This is a genomic window from Corynebacterium hindlerae (assembly GCF_014117265.1).
Taxonomy (GTDB): domain Bacteria; phylum Actinomycetota; class Actinomycetes; order Mycobacteriales; family Mycobacteriaceae; genus Corynebacterium; species Corynebacterium hindlerae.
In genome coordinates, this window is sequence record NZ_CP059833.1 from 732509 (window position 1) to 749119 (window position 16611).

22 protein-coding genes and 1 tRNA gene are annotated in these 16611 nt (G+C 54.5%); 13 read left to right on the forward strand and 10 right to left on the reverse strand.

Going from position 1 to position 16611, the window contains the following annotated elements:
• The first annotated feature begins 15 nt into the window (after positions 1-15).
• Entirely contained in the window at positions 16-774 is a 759-nt protein-coding gene (locus tag HW450_RS03570) for a 3'(2'),5'-bisphosphate nucleotidase CysQ (protein WP_182386643.1), read from the forward strand.
• A 38-nt stretch (positions 775-812) separates the two neighbouring features.
• On the opposite strand, the gene HW450_RS03575 is transcribed toward HW450_RS03570, so the two are convergent.
• The gene (locus HW450_RS03575) at positions 813-2216 is read right to left on the reverse strand and encodes a DUF222 domain-containing protein (RefSeq protein WP_182386644.1); all 1404 of its coding nucleotides are present in this window, start codon (positions 2214-2216) and stop codon (positions 813-815) included.
• A gap of 160 nt (positions 2217-2376) precedes the next feature.
• On the opposite strand from HW450_RS03575, the gene HW450_RS03580 reads away from it, so the two are divergent.
• The 3 genes from HW450_RS03580 to HW450_RS03590 are packed head-to-tail and all read left to right on the forward strand — an operon-like array spanning position 2377 to position 3928.
• Positions 2377-3174, forward strand: coding sequence for a thymidylate synthase (locus tag HW450_RS03580; RefSeq protein WP_182386645.1), 798 nt, complete (start codon positions 2377-2379; stop codon positions 3172-3174).
• 56 nt (positions 3175-3230) lie between these two features.
• Complete coding sequence (locus tag HW450_RS03585) at positions 3231-3677, forward strand: dihydrofolate reductase (protein WP_232843366.1); 447 nt, start codon at positions 3231-3233, stop codon at positions 3675-3677.
• 2 nt (positions 3678-3679) lie between these two features.
• Positions 3680-3928: a glutaredoxin domain-containing protein gene (locus HW450_RS03590; RefSeq protein WP_182386647.1), complete on the forward strand. Its 249-nt coding sequence runs from the start codon at positions 3680-3682 to the stop codon at positions 3926-3928.
• On the opposite strand, the gene cobF is transcribed toward HW450_RS03590, so the two are convergent.
• Positions 3918-4634 carry a precorrin-6A synthase (deacetylating) gene (gene cobF / locus HW450_RS03595; protein ID WP_182386648.1) on the reverse strand — a complete coding sequence of 239 codons (717 nt, stop codon included), beginning with the start codon at positions 4632-4634 and terminating at the stop codon, positions 3918-3920. The genes HW450_RS03590 and cobF overlap by 11 nt on opposite strands.
• 64 nt (positions 4635-4698) lie before the next feature.
• Positions 4699-4974 (reverse strand): hypothetical protein, encoded by a 276-nt coding sequence (locus HW450_RS03600; RefSeq protein ID WP_182386649.1) that lies wholly within the window; start codon positions 4972-4974, stop codon positions 4699-4701.
• 169 nt (positions 4975-5143) lie between these two features.
• On the opposite strand from HW450_RS03600, the gene HW450_RS03605 reads away from it, so the two are divergent.
• Positions 5144-5216, forward strand: a tRNA-Arg gene (locus HW450_RS03605).
• Positions 5217-6068: 852 nt separating this feature from the next.
• Here HW450_RS03605 and HW450_RS13035 read toward each other — a convergent pair.
• Positions 6069-6407, reverse strand: coding sequence for a hypothetical protein (locus HW450_RS13035; protein ID WP_232843315.1), 339 nt, complete (start codon positions 6405-6407; stop codon positions 6069-6071).
• Complete coding sequence (locus HW450_RS13040; protein WP_232843316.1) at positions 6404-7078, reverse strand: hypothetical protein; 675 nt, start codon at positions 7076-7078, stop codon at positions 6404-6406. Before HW450_RS13040 ends, HW450_RS13035 begins: the two co-directional genes overlap by 4 nt.
• 315 nt (positions 7079-7393) lie before the next feature.
• Here HW450_RS13040 and HW450_RS03615 point away from each other — a divergent pair, with 315 nt between their 5' ends.
• Complete coding sequence (locus HW450_RS03615; protein WP_220463903.1) at positions 7394-7747, forward strand: helix-turn-helix domain-containing protein; 354 nt, start codon at positions 7394-7396, stop codon at positions 7745-7747.
• A 400-nt stretch (positions 7748-8147) separates the two neighbouring features.
• Here the strand turns inward: HW450_RS03615 and HW450_RS03620 are convergent, their stop codons facing one another.
• A complete protein-coding gene (locus HW450_RS03620; RefSeq protein WP_182386651.1) occupies positions 8148-8330 on the reverse strand; it encodes a hypothetical protein in 183 nt (60 codons plus the stop codon).
• Positions 8331-8628: 298 nt separating this feature from the next.
• Between HW450_RS03620 and HW450_RS03625 the strand changes: the two genes are divergently transcribed.
• From HW450_RS03625 to HW450_RS03635, 3 genes are all read left to right on the forward strand, one after another.
• Positions 8629-8982 (forward strand): helix-turn-helix domain-containing protein, encoded by a 354-nt coding sequence (locus HW450_RS03625; protein ID WP_182386652.1) that lies wholly within the window; start codon positions 8629-8631, stop codon positions 8980-8982.
• 72 nt (positions 8983-9054) lie between these two features.
• Positions 9055-9963: a site-specific integrase gene (locus HW450_RS03630; protein WP_182386653.1), complete on the forward strand. Its 909-nt coding sequence runs from the start codon at positions 9055-9057 to the stop codon at positions 9961-9963.
• A 236-nt stretch (positions 9964-10199) separates the two neighbouring features.
• Complete coding sequence (locus HW450_RS03635; protein WP_182386654.1) at positions 10200-11066, forward strand: DUF4352 domain-containing protein; 867 nt, start codon at positions 10200-10202, stop codon at positions 11064-11066.
• A 19-nt stretch (positions 11067-11085) separates the two neighbouring features.
• On the opposite strand, the gene HW450_RS03640 is transcribed toward HW450_RS03635, so the two are convergent.
• Positions 11086-12597: a class I SAM-dependent methyltransferase gene (locus tag HW450_RS03640; RefSeq protein WP_182386655.1), complete on the reverse strand. Its 1512-nt coding sequence runs from the start codon at positions 12595-12597 to the stop codon at positions 11086-11088.
• A complete protein-coding gene (locus HW450_RS03645; protein ID WP_220463904.1) occupies positions 12587-13285 on the reverse strand; it encodes a type II restriction-modification system restriction endonuclease in 699 nt (232 codons plus the stop codon). Before HW450_RS03645 ends, HW450_RS03640 begins: the two co-directional genes overlap by 11 nt.
• Positions 13286-13475: 190 nt before the next feature.
• Here HW450_RS03645 and HW450_RS12955 point away from each other — a divergent pair, with 190 nt between their 5' ends.
• The 4 genes from HW450_RS12955 to HW450_RS03660 all read left to right on the forward strand — a co-directional run bounded on the left by HW450_RS12955 (position 13476) and on the right by HW450_RS03660 (position 15043).
• The gene (locus HW450_RS12955; RefSeq protein ID WP_220463905.1) at positions 13476-13721 is read left to right on the forward strand and encodes a hypothetical protein; all 246 of its coding nucleotides are present in this window, start codon (positions 13476-13478) and stop codon (positions 13719-13721) included.
• A gap of 127 nt (positions 13722-13848) precedes the next feature.
• Positions 13849-14148 carry a hypothetical protein gene (locus tag HW450_RS03650; RefSeq protein ID WP_182386656.1) on the forward strand — a complete coding sequence of 100 codons (300 nt, stop codon included), beginning with the start codon at positions 13849-13851 and terminating at the stop codon, positions 14146-14148.
• Positions 14135-14620, forward strand: a complete 486-nt coding sequence (locus HW450_RS03655; RefSeq protein ID WP_182386657.1) for a hypothetical protein — start codon at positions 14135-14137, stop codon at positions 14618-14620. The genes HW450_RS03650 and HW450_RS03655 overlap by 14 nt, the downstream gene beginning before the upstream one ends.
• 24 nt (positions 14621-14644) lie before the next feature.
• Positions 14645-15043, forward strand: coding sequence for a hypothetical protein (locus HW450_RS03660; RefSeq protein WP_182386658.1), 399 nt, complete (start codon positions 14645-14647; stop codon positions 15041-15043).
• Between the two features lie 59 nt (positions 15044-15102).
• Here HW450_RS03660 and HW450_RS03665 read toward each other — a convergent pair whose 3' ends face one another.
• Together HW450_RS03665 and HW450_RS03670 are read right to left on the reverse strand one after the other, a co-directional pair.
• Positions 15103-15369: a hypothetical protein gene (locus HW450_RS03665; RefSeq protein WP_182386659.1), complete on the reverse strand. Its 267-nt coding sequence runs from the start codon at positions 15367-15369 to the stop codon at positions 15103-15105.
• Positions 15370-15540: 171 nt separating this feature from the next.
• Entirely contained in the window at positions 15541-16449 is a 909-nt protein-coding gene (locus HW450_RS03670) for a hypothetical protein (protein WP_182386660.1), read from the reverse strand.
• Positions 16450-16611 lie beyond the last annotated feature (162 nt).

The window sequence follows — 16611 nt, forward strand, 5'->3', positions numbered from 1 at the left end:
ACTACCATGAAACGTATGACTGCTTCGATTGATGACGCACGCCTCACGTACCGCCTTGCTTTGGGCACCGGCGAAATCCTGAAAGGTGTCCGTGGCGTTGGCTTGCTGCGGGACCGCGGCCTTGGCGACGCCGGCGATGAACTCTCTCAAAACTGGCTCGCGCGCGTGTTGGCGCAGCACCGCCCTGACGACGGCGTTCTCTCCGAGGAAGCCGCCGACGACCAGTCCCGTCTGAGCAAGGAACGCGTCTGGATCATTGACCCGCTGGATGGCACCAAGGAGTTCGCAGGTGGCCGCCAGGACTGGGCAGTGCACATTGCACTCGTGGAAAATGGCATCCCGATTCACGCCGCCGTTGGCTTGCCAGACTTGGGGGTTGTTTTCACCTCCGCCGAGTCCAAGGCTGTCGAGGGCCCCCTGTCTCGTAAGTTTGTGGTGTCGCGTAACCGCGCGCCAAAGGTAGCCCAGCACATCGCGGACAACATGGGGTCCGAACTGGTGCCCATGGGTTCCGCTGGCGCGAAGGCAATGCATGTGCTGCTTGGCGACGCCGACGCCTACATCCACGCCGGTGGCCAGTACGAATGGGACTCTGCTGCGCCAGTGGGCGTAGCTAAGGCTGCTGGCCTGCACTGCTCCCGCTTGAACGGTAACAACCTGACGTACAACAACAAGGACACCTACATGCCAGATCTGCTCATCTGCCGTCCTGAGCTGGCGGATGAGATTATTGAGCATGCAAACTCCTACCTGGAGTCGCACGGTTCCTACTAGAGTTTCCGAGCTGCCAGCCCTTCGTGTGTTGTTACACACTAGGCCACGTCCTTCCCACATTTCGGGCACCGCAGGATAGTAAACGGTGGTGTTTCTTCGGGCTCTTGCATGCCGAACCGCAGCATTTGTCCGGGATTAAACCAGGTCATGGGGTTGAAGTTCGCTTGCGGTCTTCGCTCCGGATCGATGTGTTTTGGTGGTATCCATAACATCTGCCCCGTGGTGGTGCAGACGGTCCACCACTTAGTGTCTTTTGTCTGGGTGTCGTCGATGTTGCGATGGGTATTGTGCCCGGCAAGCTGGAAGTTTTTCCCTTCGGACAGGCCCCCAAACCGCCATGCGCGGACATGGTGAATCTCGCAGAGCGCCGCGGGCAGGCTGGACCCTGGGGTCATGTCTCCACCTTGGGCGGCGACGAGACCAAGGTAGGCGTAGACGTCTGCAGCCCGCTTGGTTCGGCCTAATTCAATGAGATTGCCGGTCCCCTCCTCCAGGATGGCGAGGAAGGCGTTGCGGTCTGCGCCTAGGCGAATAAGGTCCGGAATTGAAAGTAAGGTTCCCACATCCGTCGGTACGACGCCTGCTGCCTTTTGGAGCTGTTCCAGGGTCATGGTGGCGACAACGGTGCTGCAACCTCGCGTCGGAGGCATCGGCCCATTCCTGTGCAGGGCATACTTCAGAGCTGCGACCAAGGCATCGTGGTTGCGCTGCGCCTGGGTCCGCACATCGTTTTCTTTCTCCCCGTCCGGCAACAGGTCTCCAGCGCCGGCATAGTCCGCGAACAGCCGATCAAGCAGTGCCTTGAGCTCAGGGGTCACTTCACCCGAGAGCTTCGCGTTGAGATCAGCGCCTTGCGCGGAGATGGTGACGCGTCGGCGGCGCTGGCGCTGGGCATCCTGTGGTTCGGAGTCAGCATTCAGGCCCTGCAAAATCTTGATTCCCGCTTTGCGGAGGTCCTCAGGAGCTAAGCTTCGCGCCATCTCGGCCATCCTGGATTCGATGTAGGCGAAAGATTCGGCGGGGGTACCTTCCGGAGCCTGTTCGAGCACTCGTGCGATCTCCATTGCCGAAGCGACCCCAAATGCTGCGTCGTTAAGCCCGGCCGCTGTGCAAGGCATCCGCGCAGGCCTCCCCTCCGGACGATCGACGGACGGAAATTCAGGAAACAGCTCCTCCCCCAACCGGCATGCGTCTTTGAGCTCACCTCGGGTGAATTTGTTTTTGTGCATACGGGCATTAAAACTGGCCCGTGACTTGGGGTGGAAGGCGTCGGCAAGCTGCAGCTGCTTCACCAGCTTCACTGTAAGCAGCTCGGTGAGCCGCTCCATATTGCGAGCCACAGCCAACAGGGAGTCGAGTTCCGTGCCCGTCACCAAGGCGTTGTCGAGCATCTCACAGACCTGACGCTGCCCCAGCAACGCTTGCTCCATGAGTTCGCTCATATGCTCGAATCTGTTCATGACCCGAACCTTATCCACCACACCGGACACGATACCCCCATTTATTCGAACACCGCAGGTCACATGGCACAAAAATCACCCCCACATTGCAAGACCACCGCACACGCCGAAAGCGTTAGACATGGCCTGTATCCTAAAAAGCATGATCTCCACCCCGTATGAAGACCTGCTGGCAAAGATCCTGCGTGACGGTTCCAAGAAGGAAGACCGCACTGGCACGGGCACTACCAGCTTGTTTGCTCAGCAAATCCGCTTCGATTTACAGGACAGCTTCCCGCTCATCACCACCAAGAAGGTGTACTGGAAGGGCGTCGTGGGCGAGTTGCTGTGGTTTTTGCAGGGCTCGTCGAACGTTAAGTGGCTGCAGGAGAACAACATCCACATTTGGGACGAGTGGGCTTCCCCTGAGGGCGAACTAGGCCCTATTTATGGCGTGCAGTGGCGCAGCTGGCCGACGCCGGACGGCCGCCACATCGACCAGATCAGTGGCGCGTTGGACATGCTCAAGACCAATCCCGACTCGCGCCGCAACATCGTCAGTGCCTGGAACGTTTCCGAGCTGCACAACATGGCGCTTCCCCCTTGCCACCTGCTGTTCCAGTTCTACGTGGCTGATGGCAAGCTTTCCTGCCAGCTGTACCAGCGCAGCGCGGACATGTTCCTCGGCGTGCCGTTCAATATCGCCAGCTACTCACTGCTCACGCACATGTTTGCGCAGCAGGCGGGCTTGGAGGTCGGCGAGTTCATCTGGACGGGCGGCGACTGCCACATCTACGATAACCATGTCGACCAGGTCAAAGAGCAGCTCAGCCGCGAGCCAAAGCCCTACCCGCAGCTCAAGCTGAATAAAGCCAAGGACCTGTTCAGCTACAACTTTGAGGACTGCCAGCTTGAGGGCTACGACCCGCACCCGACTATCAAGGCAGAGGTCGCGGTGTGACCTACCAAGCGATTTGGGCGCAGTCCCGCGATGGTGTGATCGGCGACGGCACGGACATGCCCTGGCACCTACCTGAGGACCTGAAACACTTCAAGGACACTACCCTCGGCCAGCCGGTACTCATGGGCCGCGCCACCTGGGAATCCATCCCGAAGAAGTTCCGCCCCCTGCCGGGCCGTGACAATTACGTCTTGTCCAGCCGAGAGGCGGGCACGTGGTCGGAAGGCGCGCAGGTGGTGACGGAGCTGCCGCTTATCGACGCCTGGATCATCGGAGGCGGCAAAGTCTACGCGGCTACTCTCCCTGCGGTTTCCCGAGCGGTAGTGACGGAGATCGATGTGGAGCTCGCGGGAATCCCCGGCGCGGTGCATGCCCCAGCCCTGGCAGGTTTCACCCTGGTTGCAGCGACGCCGTGGCACACCTCCGAGCAGGGACATCTCCTGGCTGACGAGGAGAAAACCCCGCTGAAATACCGCTTTCTTACTTACGAAAGGATTTCTTAACGATGGCTGATTTCAAGATTTACACCACCGAGTGGTGCCCGTTCTGCCAGAAGCTGGTCGCAGCTTTGGACGAGGCGAACATCCCCTACACCCGGATCGATGTGGAGGAGGACGCGGAGGCGGCCGCGTGGGTGGAGTCCGTCAATGGCGGCGACCGGATCGTACCGACGGTCGTGTACCCGGACAGTTCTCACGCAACGAACCCGCAGCCTAAGGTGGCCGTGCGGAAGTACACCCGCCTTACTTCCTAAGCAGGTAGATATCCATAATCCAGCCGTGCTTCTCTCGGAGTGCGGCTTTTTCTTGTGCCAAGTCCGCGCCGATGTCGGAGACGATCCCGTGCCGGAGGACTTGCTTGTCGCTGCCCACGTAGGCACCCCACCAGATTTCGGCCTCAGGCACGTGCATCCACGCCGCTCCCCCATCAAGCATCACGACGGTGTTGGACGTTGATCCTTCCCGTAACGCTCGGCCAGTGGTGATGCGGATGTCTTCGCCGATGCGGTTGAGCAGGATTCCGTGCGCTGCGGTCAGCGCTTGTACGGCGGTGATCCCGGGGCTCACGGAGACGGTGCACTCGAGCCCGAGGCCACGCATCCTTTCGATGATTCGCAGGGTCGAGTCGTAGAGTGACGGATCACCCCATACCAGGAACGCGATGGTGCCTTCGGCGGGCATGGCGTCGATAAGCAGCTGTGCGCGCGCCTGGTGCCACCTCTCCACCTCCGCTTTGTAGTCGTCGGGGTTGCGGTCGCGCTCCGGGTCGGTCACCGAAATGATCGGGGTGCCGGGCGCATGCTTCTCGACGATCTCCCGCCGCAACTCAAGCAGATCAGATTTCGCGTCGCCTTTATCCAGCGCTAACACCGCGCTCGCGGATTGCAGGGCTGCGATCCCCTGCAGCGTCATGTGATCCGGGTTTCCGGCACCAATACCGATAACTTCAATGTGTCGCATATGTTCTACTTTAGGAAAAAGAAAAGCGCCGCCCGGAGCTGGGTGGCGCGTAAATCATCGTGGCTTATTCTTCGTCTTCCGAGAAGATTTCAGCCATCTCCTCTGGGGAAAGACCGGTGTGGGACTGGTTGAACTGAGCGGAGAAGATCTGCTGCAGGTACAGCTCACACACAGCGGACAGCTGCTTAGCGTCGTACTTGTTCAGCAGCATCAGACGCTTCTTGGTGCCGTCTTCCTGCAGCTCCTCAACGGAAAGCACTGGAACGTCATTCTTGGTAACGATGCGAGCCAAGATGTCGCGACGGTTAACATCAGTAAAGGTTGGCTTGATCTCGGCCATTCTAAACACCCATTTCTTCTAAGTCGTGAGTACGTCTGACTACAGCCTATGCCTAAATGACTAGATTTCGCTGCAAAACCATTTATTCAGTCCCCCAAAAGTGTCCCCCCTCCCGGTGATTTGGTCTTCGGGTGCGGTGCGCTAAACTTTGTTGCGTTGCTTTGCAACGGCCCTTGTAGCTCAGTGGATAGAGCACGGCTCTCCTAAAGCCGGTGTCGGAGGTTCGATTCCTCTCAGGGGCGCTTTTGGGAAATTCGTAGTACTACCTGCGAAAATTCCTAAAACTAAGCGCCTAGCGTGATTACAAAGGGAAATCCCCGAAACATCTACAGTTTCGGGGATTTTTCATGTTGTTGTGGCGGCTCAAGTCACAATTTAAGGCTTCAAAACGTCGATTTTCGACACCTGACAACGACCTGTAGACCGCCAACCTGTGAAGGTTGAAACGGTCTGTCTAGGCGGCTTCACACTGCGGCGGAGCGTTGGCTTCTCTAATGTCTCCGAGGAACTCGTCTGAGAGTCGCCGGCCTCGTGGAGGTGTCGGAGGTTTTGGCTTCTCGTTGAAATTGACAACAAGCCTATGCAGGTAACGGCGAACAAGGCCCACGTTCACGCTGACACAACCGAGCGCAACAAAAACGGCGTTAGCAGTAAAACCTCTCACCATTCTTGTGGTCTGATCCGCAAGGCTCGCGTAACGACCGCCTTTCAGCAGGTCATTGCGGCTTTCGATGGTATTGCGACCACGGTAATAGATTGCAGCCCACCCAGACGTAGCCCAACGAGGCCCCTGCTGCGCGTATTTAGCTCCCATCTCGAAAGGAATGGACAGTGTACGCTGGCCCTTCAGCAACCCCTTTTAGCAGAGGCTTCGGTGGTAGGTCTGATTTCAACGCTTTCACGAGGCTGCATGGAGCGTCTGCAGGTACAGGAATACCTGGCACCTCGACAGTCGTGTAGCGACCGTAGGACGCGGCATTGTAGTAGACGACTGAACCATCCGGCTTCGTCGTCTTGAGACGCAGCCGGTAAGGGGCACGTGCGTCGATACGTGACTAAAAAAACCTATTCCGTGATAGTTCCAGCAGCGAAATCTATGCCCGCATTTTCAGATTCTTAGGCATGCATGCGAGGTACCAATGGCCGTCGATGAGCTCCGCGCCTTCATAGCTCAACTTCACACCCATAGAATCGACTCTTTGATCGCCCATCATCCTATAGCCGGCACGTCGCAGCGGCAAAGCCAGATTCTCTGGTTTTGAGTTCGGCAGATAAGCGCGGTCACCGATGAAATACCCCTTCGGGGGCTCGGCATCTTTGATGATGTGCGTGAGAGCATCGACGGCGCGTTTGCCGATGTTGTGGCCTGGCTTGTCGAGCGACATGCCAACAATCAGACTTGGCATGCCGTCATCGGTCGCAGGGAAAGTCATCGACGCGATAGTCGCCTCGTCGTACCGTTGTTCGCAGCCTTCAGCGGAGTACCGTCCACTGCAACAGAACCTTCCCAGCGGTCGAAATTCTCTTCACCAATCAGACGTGCAGCTGCCATGATGAGCCTCGAATTGAACAGCGTCAGTCGCTTCCTGCGCATCTCTATGAACTCTTTGTCACAAGACGCGACTGCTTCCGCGTACTCTTCTTTCGTCAAGCGTCTCTTGTAAGAGATTTCGGGATAGAGATCCATGAAACGCATGATGGAATGCCAGCTGAACCAGACCCTGTTGTACCAGCACTTACGCCCAACTTTGGACACGTAATCGTCACGATCACGAGATGGAAGCCCAAGATGTTTGAGAGCATTATCGGCGGCTCGGTCGGTGATGATTTGAGCAGCTTTTGTGAGGTGCATCGGCTGGTTATCAATTGCCAGCACCACCATAAGGATCAGCGTGGTACGGAGGGAAACAATGCGTGGCCGGCCACCTCGGGACGGGTCCTGACCATCTTCTTCAGCCCACAGTTCAAGCAGATCCATCACACCGGAATCATCTACGACATCGATGGCCGTCTTGAGTTTCGCTACGTCAACACGGTCGATGTACGCGAGTCCGACGTCTGCTGGTGTGCCGTCTGCACGGAGTGCTTGCCTATGGTGAAACACTGAAATTTCCCTCCTTCCTGTTTGTGAGTTGCTGAAATAGACCTACGCCTGACAGACGCGGCCTTGGGATCGGAGGTGGGTTATGCGGAAATGCGGGAAGTGTGAACTGGCTGGATCATTTTTATCGCCTTTCTGTGTCCGTGTAAGCTGCGGAGTTTCGTACTGTGACCCGCTATTGGTCGTTACATGAACCGCTATCTCCATTATGCTACCGTCCACACGGGAGAAATTCAATTTAATATCGAATTCTTTTTCGAAGTTAGGAATTCCAATTTGAATCGAGATTCCGGCCACTAGACTGAGTAGATGCCTGTTATGTCAGCACCTGTCGAGTTGTATCCCGAGTGGCCGAGACGTGAGTGCCGCCGAAATCAGGTTCACGAACGTGTTCGACTTGCAGCCCTTAAGCTGAAGGACTTCATCGACACCAGCACTGAGCTGGGAAGCATCAACAAGGTAGCCGACAAATGCAAGATGCCGCGAAGCACCGTCGGTGATTTTCTGGCAGGTAGGTGTTGGCCTTCCGCTCTGACAATCGCCCAGCTTGAAGTCGGCCTGAACATTGACCTCGGAGCCGGCGACACAGGTCTCCAGTACGAATTCACACTTGATGACCCGCCCACGATGGACGAGCTGTGTGACACGATCTTCGGAGACCTAGATAAATGACATGCTTTTATCGTCGTCGACACTGTGTCCTCTCTCGGGAAAAGTGTCACAAGATTCAGCGTTGAGGCAGGTCCAGCTACAAATCTTCTGGCCGGTACGTCGACAACAAAAGCCCCGTCACCCAGCTACAGGTGACGGGGGGATAAATGTTTGTACCTTATCTGCTTTGCAGACGCCACATCCACTTCCGGATCGCTACGTAGCCCGGGTACCACGGTTCATCAGGCTCGGAGAATTGTGCTCGATGCAGCAGCCGCGGCATCGTCATGATTTCCAGATACCTGCTCCATTCTTCACCTAGCTCTGGTACATCGTAAGGAAATTCGCTCAGGTCATTTGCTGTAATTCCGAAGCTGGCAATGAGTTTCTTGTCGTGCTCCCAGATCTTGATAGCAGTCTCCTACATCCACCGTGCAGCATCAATATAAGACTCAACGAGCTCACGATGATCAATGTCTTCGATACCCAAAAGGATCTCTGACGCCACCTCGTCGAAATCACGATTCTCGCGGTTCACCGTCTCAACGAACTTGTGATACTCCTCCGGAGCTTTGTCAGGATTTTCGACAAATTCGGTAATCACGAACACGGGTTTACCTGCGAGAACATCAACAACATTCTCCGTTGGGATACCGCGACACGGTATGTATTGCCGCCTTCTACATCCGATAATAAAGAGTCCTTCGACGTTGACTGGACCAGCCATTTTTCCTCCTTCAGTGTCAGGACACTCATCATGTACGGTGCGTATCCGCGCCGTCCAACCTTTTGGCCGTTGCATAACTCACGTTGATCCTCGACCTGCTCAAACGTGGTTTCAATCCAACACGAACACCCAGCCTCGCTGTACACTGTATGAACCACGTGGGCAGGAGGATGATATGGCAGGTGGCAGAAGACCAGCGAAGAATTTTGCAGCTGAGTACCCGGGTTGGCCGGACATCAAGGCTGCAGAAGTTGACGATGTCGATGACCGCCGGCTCCTGATTTTCGTCCACCGTCTCCGCGCAGCTGTACGCGATTTCGAGGATCGTGGATGGCTCACTTCACACCGCGACCTGGCTCGTCGTATCGGCACCGGACATGCAACGATTCTTCGCGTTTTGCGTGGTGACATGTGGCCTACGGCCGAGACGATTTCAAAGCTGGAGACTACGTTGGAGAGGGAGTTGTGGCCCCGACAGATTTCCGGTGCCCCAGACACCCGTCCCAACTCTCTGGACAGGTTCCTGTAACCGTATTGCCGTTAGACTGCATGGCCGGTAGCGTAAATATGGACCATTCAATGACCACAAGAAGCTCTCACCATGCTTGTCACCTCATACCGTCCTCGCGGAGTCCCCGATGACCAGTGGAACGCTGTCCGTGACATCGTGATCGAGGTTGGGAAAGTGTATCAGCACGCCCGCCCCGAGAAGCCTGTGCGCGGTTACATGCGTCCGATTGTTGGCCTTACGCTATTCTGCTGGTTGCAGGGTTACGATCTGAACCTTGAGACGGTGTTTGACTCCGGGTTAGTTGAGTATTTCGCCAACGAAAAATCTTCCGGCACCAAAGCATCTAAATCTTCGACACATGTCACTCTTCGCGATGTCGGTCGAGTCGTAAACTCGAACTGGGACGGGCACCGCGCTTACTCAACACCCCCTGCATCGAAGACCACGAAACCGTACACGGAGAAACAGCTGAGCCGTATTTACGACTGGTCGATCTCAGGCAACACTGCCACACAGACACGTGAGCGCAGTCTGATCTGGTCTCTTGGTCTTGGAGCGGGTCTGACCGCAGCTGAGATGTGCCAAGTCACGTGGGCAGACGTTTTTGTCGATGACGCAGGCGTCATTGTTCATGTAGCAGGTCGCGTGATCCCTGTTCTTGATCTGTATGCTGACCCGCTTCGAGAAAAACACGAGATCTCTGACGCTTTTGTTCTACGTCCTCGTGTGTCATCTCGCCGGCCTGATGATGTGGTCACGAGAACTCTCACCCGCTGCGAAGACTATAAGCTTCGTCCGTCTGTGCGTCAGATGCGGGTGACGTGGATCGTGGTTCGGCTACAAGCTGGGGTTCCTGATGCCTTGTTGTGTTCGGCTGCGGGGTTGCAGAGTCTCAAAAAGTACGAGGTGTACAGGCCGAAGTTGGAAGGCGATGCTGTGTTGAGGGCGCGCTCCTTGTCCCGCGAGAAGACGGAGTTCAAGGAACTACGTGCTGTGTAGCTCTTGAGCGGTCATTTCCTGAACCACACTCCCTTCTCAAATGTGACTCACTTCATACTGAAACCATGTTCCAGTTAGTTCCCAGCTCATCGACTATTTGACCACGTTTTTCAAGCTAAGCACTTGTCCATAGAAACAATTTTTCCCACTCAGCGGGATTATTTTCGTCCAGAATTACTGTATTGACCTCCTAGAATGGTTCATGAATTATCCATCTAGGAAGGAAAAGAGAACACATGTCTCGTTTCAGTCAGGATCCCAATCCATATGAGGATCCACAGCCGGAGAAGAAGCGCCGGTTGAAGAAGAACCGCGCACAGGAACCTCGCCAACGGGCTCCACGCGGCTTTGATCCACGCCAGCAGCAGGGTTACGACCCTCGCCAGCAACAACAAGGCTACGGCCCTCGTCAGCAGCAGGGTTACGATCCGCAGTATCAGCAGTACCAGCAGTACCCACCGCAGCAGATTGTCTATGAAAAGAAGAAGGGCATGCCTTGGTGGGCCAAGCTTCTCGTCGCTTTCGTAGTGCTCATTGGCATCCCACTTGCCATTTTCGCAGGATGCGCCGCACTGACAACCACTGCAATCGATGAGACTGCCAAAGACCTCGGCGGTGACAAGGCTGTGGCAGCAGACACGAATGCTCCAGCGCCTACTGAAAACGATGCAGGTATTCCGGAGTTCCAGTTAGGTCAGTCCGCAGTAATCAATGGCGTGACAGCTACCGTTCAAGATTTCACTCCACAGACAAACTTTGAAGGCAAGCCAGCTGTGTGTTCCAACGTGTCGTTCCAGAATGGAGCGGATCAGCCTTACAGCTTCGACTCCACAAACTTTAAGCTCAAGCAGCCTTCGGGGGTTACCCAGATGCCTGGCTACATTGGAGACCGTCCTAACGAGCTGAGCTACGGTGAGCTTGCGCCTGGCGGCAACGTTTCTGGCAAGGTTTGCTGGGATGTAGCTGAGGCAGCAGGTGAGATGGAGATTCAGCTGCAGTTTGACTGGCTCTTCTCTGATGGTCCTAAACTATCTGGAAGGCTACCCTCTAACCTGTATTTCCCTTTCCAAGCCCCTGTCCTTGTGACAGGGGTTTCCTTGTGACCGGCGCAGCTGTGACCTGTTAGAACAACATTCCTTCGTCAGCACCAGCTTCGTCAGGATAGAAGGATTCAGCCTTTGCAGGATCAAATGCAATGCCCGCTTCTGCTGCAATTTCCTGTGCTACGAGGTGAATCTCATCTCGGTCGCACGGCAGGTTGAACAGGTCGATTCGAGCTAAGAGCTTCTTGTTCAATGGTCGCTTGGAGTCCCAGAATACGAGAGACGAAATAAGTTTCTGACATTCGTGACTGCGAAGAATTGCCGTTGCCATCGCAGCCTCGGTTCCATCCTCGAAAGGCAGGAAGTAGCTGATGTCGTCGAGAACAACAGGCTTTCCTTCGATTGGTGCAATGAGCTGGAATTTTGCGTCCTTGTGCATGCCGGAACATGCGACCTTGAACGGTGCGAACGTGTACTCACCATGTCCAAATACGCTAAATCGTGGACGGTTCCGGTAGATCGAAGATTTCCTGCCGTCGAGTGCTTCAGCATGTTTCGTCAGGTACTCCCAGAGTTTCGGGGCGGTGTGTTCGAGGTGCTTGGTCTCTTCGCCAAAGTGCATCTGCGGAACGATGACCCATTTTGACAAGACAGTGTGTCGGCCACGGAAAATGTCGGTGCCCTTGAGTAGTGGGAACAGGTGCTTGTCCTCTACATCCACTGGCTCACCGTCTTTGGTGATAGGTGCAGGTGTGGCCTTGAGCTCGAATACCTTCGATGCGTCGTGCTTGAGTCCTGAGCGCCACTCGAAAGGACAAGTTCCATCCCCGGCCTTGGTGTCTACATAAGCGTCTACATCGGAGACGAGAACACCGTCAACTATTCCGAAACGGCGTACCGCTTCCGCAGTGTCATCGATGCTGGTGTAGATGTCTGCCACATAGGAGGCAGGAGTCTGTGGATCCACGACAGCCGTGAACCAACAAGCATCGACAGCAGCTCCAAAATGCTTTATGGCGTCAATTGGATAGATCGCCGACGAAGACAATGGAATGCCAACCTTGTGGGCTTGAACCAGTACGTTCCTCGCCACCTGCGTCTTGCACAGCATGCCAAGTGTGAACTTGTCTGAGCTGAGCTCATTGAGACATTTGAGGATAATGTACTCGCACACGTCGAAGTTTGAGCCACCGAGCATCGCGTCGATTCCTCGGACGCCCTTGAAATTCTCTTTCTTCGGCAGGTTCTCTGAGCCCATACGTTGGAGTTCGGACGCGGTTACCCACGGTGGATTACCAATGACGAAGACAGGTGTGTCATTCCATTCCAAACCGCGAAGATCAAAGGTGAAGATGTTCGTCTGGCGCACATTTGCGAACTGCTGTGCTTGTTTGACGTAGTCTTCGTTGATCTCTAGCCCGTAACGATCCGACTGTGGGTTCAAGGTCTGTGCAGCGTGTAGAAAGGAACCTACACCGCAGGTTGGTTCAAGAACCTGGGCAGGCGTGTCAGTGGGAAATCCGAGGACTTCCAAGCAGCGTTGTGCCAGTGGCAGTGGTGTTTGGAAATCACCAAATTCATTATTCGCCATGCTTAAGATCCAGTACCTCGTCAACGATCTTCTTGGTCGCTACATCAATGACTCGTTTGTACTGTAGTCGCCACTGCAAAGCGTTGGAGATGGTGAGATAGCCCTGTTCTGGAGGGTCGATGACGATTTGCTGTGCTAGCTGGTAGCGAGATGTTTCGTCCAGAGGGACATTCTTGTCCTGCAGAATTGCGTCAATGTCTTCAACTGCCAGTTCTGGGTCTTCGGCATTATCGATGATCTCGCGCAGCTGGCGTGTCAGGGTGTAGTCGGCTGTGCGGGACTTGTCTACGAAGATCACGTTGTGAATGGTGAAGAACGATGCTTGCTGTTCGATGTCATCGTTCTTGGTGTAGACGATGATCATGAGGTTGTAGCCGAGTCCGTAGATCTTCTGCTTGGCGTCTTTGAATGGACAGCTGGATTGTGGCTGTCGCAGTGAGGTGACCTTGAGGTCGGTGTTAATTGTTGGGAAGTCAAGACCCTTTGCTGCATTGCCGGTGGTCACACTGTAGCGCCTTTCCAGAAATGCTTTGAACATTGCCTCGATTCGAGTGCCTACTGCCTTGCCGTCGGAGGAGCCGTAGAGCTCTGGAAATGGGAGGTCTTTGAGAGTGTCGGCAAAGTCTCCTGCGGCTTCTCGGAACAAGTCAATGGTCATTTCTGGAAGTGATACATCAGCGTCAGACATGCCTAAAAATGGTAGACGTCAGTGGTGTTTCTTCGCAGTTGAACACGCGAAAAGGTAGATAGGTCACACTCGGTTGAGGGTTCGTAGTCGCAGAGAGTCTCCAACGCGTTTCAGTGTTTCTGGCGCGCCGGGCTTTACTGTGTCCTGTTTTACGGGAACCGATCCGACCACAGCTGCATCTAACCTATGTATGAACCATTTCTCTCTTTCGAATTTTCTCGACTCAGCTATTTCTCGCCACGAGACGCTGTGCAGTTGGAACTATGTTGAAGCAGGCGACGATGACGCGCATGTAGACGTTGTTACTGTCTCAGGAGTTGTTCGTGTCCATGTGTTCCTGGAAACGAGCTTCACGGCCTTTCTACGCACTGAAACGCACTTCCTGAAGGCCACGACCCCAAGCGATTTTGAATCCGCCCTTGTCTCCTTGAGCTAGTGGCCGACACGTCTTCACCTCTTTACCCAGTGTCAGTAGGTCCGTTGTCTCTCCTCGCGACAATCTTCCCGAGCACACTTGTCAGCGTCGATAGCCTCTTTTCATAGAACATTTTGACTATGAAAAATTGGCTGATGAGGGAGCCGAGTTCGGTGACGGCCGCTGGAATCATATGCTGATTCAGGCAGCAGGACTTACCAGTGCAGAAGCCGTGTACGTCCGGCGCAGCGACTTCCACTTCACTAGAGACGGGATTCTGGTGACCACACCTACCCGTATTGCTGTTCTTGACCCGAGTGCTGCACCTTTAGCTTTCGAAGCGATTGACGACATTAGCCTCGATTATCTGATGTGGCCTGGATATCCACGAGCACCGGAGAACTTGGAGACGTTGACGCTTCTGGCGGGTAACGATGAAACCAGATGAAATCTTCTCTCGCCGCCCGCACACCGTCGATTCCTTGACATGGAAAGCGATTGGCCCTGTCATATGCGACCTCGCAGCTGAGGTAGTAACGAAACGACCAGAGACTAACCTGGAGCATGTTCGCGCTGCTATCACTCGACATGTGCTCTACTGCTATTGCCACGGACTTCCGCTTGAACGAGGGGTGCTGCTCGATGAGTACGTTATCGAGAGGCACTATATGAATTTCGACGGTACGGTGCAGACGCGAAAGGCACACCACAGCACCATGAAACTCGCCGCTCGAATCCTGAATGGCTCGCTACCACAAAGAAGACCAGTTCATCCTGACTACGAACCTGAAAAGCCCTACAGCCCAGCTGAGATTGAGAAGCTGCTGACGTGGACCACTGCAGCGAGAAGCTCAACGAAAAGAGACAACAGGCTGTTGGTTTTCGCTTTGGCTTATGGCGCTGCGCTGAAAACGAACTAGATCAAGGCTCTTCGCGTAAAGGATGTGTTGATCGAGGGAGACGTTGTTTTCGCCGGAACCTCGTCACGGATAGTTCCTGTCGCAGATGATTACGCTGAGATAGTCGCTGACGCAGCTGTAGGAGACCCAGACGCGTTCCTTGTGTGCCCAGGTCGCATGGCTCGCGACGTACGCTCGCGGCTGAGTAACTGGTTAGCTGAGCTTGGTGAAGACACGAGCGCAGTCCCGTCGCTGCGCAGGCTTCGTACCACGCGCATCATTGAGCTCATTCAGCAGGGACTGGCTGATGAGCTAATTTCAGCAGTCACGGGTATTGCGAGACTCGACTGTTACGCGTCGTATCGTCCTAAGTACTCCCGCAGCGATGTTATTGCTGCAGCAAGCCTTATTGCAGGAAAGCCGACGAAGCTGCGAGCTGTATAAAGACACAAAGAAACCTCCTGGCAAGTAACAGTCAGGAGGTTCTTCTATAGCCAGGGGCTCTAAGCTACTTTGCCCCATTCAATGACATCTTCACCGCCAACAAGACGGCGGACGATACGCCACGGGTTCTCATTGGTGATGAGTTCAGGATCCAGCTGGTACATGGAGTCTTTCCAACGGGACACTCGTGCCCAGTGTTTTTCTGAGATGCGGAGCTCGACGGCGTATTCGTAGTTGAGGGAGGCGATGGTTTCGCAGGCTTCGAGGGTGATGGGGCTGATGTTTCTGTCTCTGTTGAGGACGAGGTTGGCGGTCTCTGGTGACATCACAATTGCTTCCTAACTGCCGGTTGTTACATGAACCGCTTTTGAGCGTATCGGCCATAGGTTTGGGTCGTCAAATGGCTTTTGGGAAAGGCTGATCGATTCCAGAGCGGTCATTTCAGTACCCAAAATCAAGAATAGGCATCCTAAGCAACAATGAACTAGGAGCAACCGCTATTCGCTATCGCTTCCGCCAAGATTCAGCTCATACTGCTCATCCGGACCCGAATCCAAAGGGACCATTCTCAACACTTGGTATTGAGGTCGGACCGCTTTGCCATTCTCAATTCTGGACTCAGCGTGGATCTTCGCCTTAAATCTGGATCCGTGTTTTACGTCTACATTGTCCTGTAAAACGTCTTCAGCAAAATCAGCATCGAGCATCTTTGCCATGAAAGAGTAATCATCCTCATCCCTTAGCAAACGCCACTTGCGAGCGAGTGGATTATCCAGATGAGGAGTTGCTACGCGAACAATCCATTCTTCGATTGAGACTGAAACATCTTCATCTTCTTCAAAGGATTCAACAATTGCGGTGGCTTGCTGTTTGTCAACTTCAATAGGCGCCTCTACGACCGGAGACTCAATCGCAACCGTGTCTACTCCCTCTGCAGTTACTGGTTTGACGATTTCTTTGACCTGCCGGTGAACAACCTTCTGTTTGGCGAGACTGTCACAAAGAGCCTGAAGTCGTTGATCTTCTGCATGCTCCTTGGAAGAAATGTCTTCGACCTTCTCATTCCCCTTATTCTTGAAGCGGTCGATCACCTTCATGAACATGCCGACTAACGGTGTACCAATGCCGGCTAAGGTAGCAGCAGCTTGAACTTCTCTTGTGGTGAGAAAATCAACAACATCGTCTATGTTGACCATGGTCAGTTCAAAGAGGACAGTGAATGACCCAGGCTCTGCTCGTCGAACTCTCACCTGCGGGACGTGGTCATCGAAAACGTCGTATTGGCGGTGAATAATCTCGAATAACTGGGCAGTGGCGGCAAGGACAGGTGCGAGAGTTTTCGCAGACATCGGTTCGGCATGAAGCCGCTCACCATCGTACGTTAATGAAAACTCTGTGCTGTCCATGAAAATATCCTAACCCTGAGCTGAAAGATAACCATTGTCGAGAAACTTTCGGGTGCCCTATATTCGCCCTGTTCAGGCAGCGGTAGTTTCTGGTGAGGAAATCTCGTTTCGACAGTGAGGACGCTTGGATGGAGAAGCGAGACGGCTGAGGTAAGGCAGTTG